We start from the raw sequence: 927 nt of genomic DNA on the forward strand, positions 1-927 counted from the left end.
GGTAGCGAAATTCCTTGTCGGGTAAGTTCCGACCTGCACGAATGGCGTAACGACTTCCCCGCTGTCTCAACCGCAGACCCGGCGAAATTGCAGTACGAGTAAAGATGCTCGTTACGCGCAGCAGGACGGAAAGACCCCGGGACCTTCACTACAGCTTGACATTGGCGTTTGGAGCGTCTTGTGTAGGATAGGTGGGAGACTGGGAAGCTCGGACGCTAGTTCGGGTGGAGTCATTGGTGAAATACCACTCTGGTCGTTTTGAACGTCTAACTCTGGTCCGTGATCCGGATCGGGGACAGTGTCTGGTGGGTAGTTTAACTGGGGCGGTTGCCTCCTAAAGGGTAACGGAGGCGCCCAAAGGTTCCCTCAGCCTGGTTGGTAATCAGGTGTTGAGTGTAAGTGCACAAGGGAGCTTGACTGTGAGACTGACGGGTCGAGCAGGAGCGAAAGCTGGGACTAGTGATCCGGCATCGGCGTGTGGAAGCGGTGTCGCTCAACGGCTAAAAGGTACCCCGGGGATAACAGGCTGATCTTCCCCAAGAGTCCATATCGACGGGATGGTTTGGCACCTCGATGTCGGCTCGTCGCATCCTGGGGCTGGAGTAGGTCCCAAGGGTTGGGCTGTTCGCCCATTAAAGCGGTACGCGAGCTGGGTTTAGAACGTCGCGAGACAGTTCGGTCCCTATCCGCTGCGCGCGTAGGAGACTTGAAAGGGGCTGTCCCTAGTACGAGAGGACCGGGACGGACGAACCTCTGGTGTGCCAGTTGTATCGCCAGGTGCATGGCTGGTTGGCTACGTTCGGGAGGGATAACCGCTGAAAGCATCTAAGCGGGAAGCTTGCCTTGAGATGAGGTCTCCCGCCCCTGTGAGGGGGGTAAGGCTCCCGGGTGATGACCGGGTTGATAGGCCGGAGGTGGAAGCGCGGT

The 927-nt window shown here is 58.0% G+C and carries 1 rRNA gene; it reads left to right on the forward strand.

Annotated features, from left to right (window positions below):
• Positions 1 to 927, forward strand: a 23S ribosomal RNA gene (locus tag ABD844_RS52320); the annotation flags it as partial.

This window comes from Nonomuraea antimicrobica, from assembly GCF_039536965.1.
In the GTDB taxonomy this organism is placed as follows: Bacteria; Actinomycetota; Actinomycetes; order Streptosporangiales; family Streptosporangiaceae; genus Nonomuraea; species Nonomuraea antimicrobica.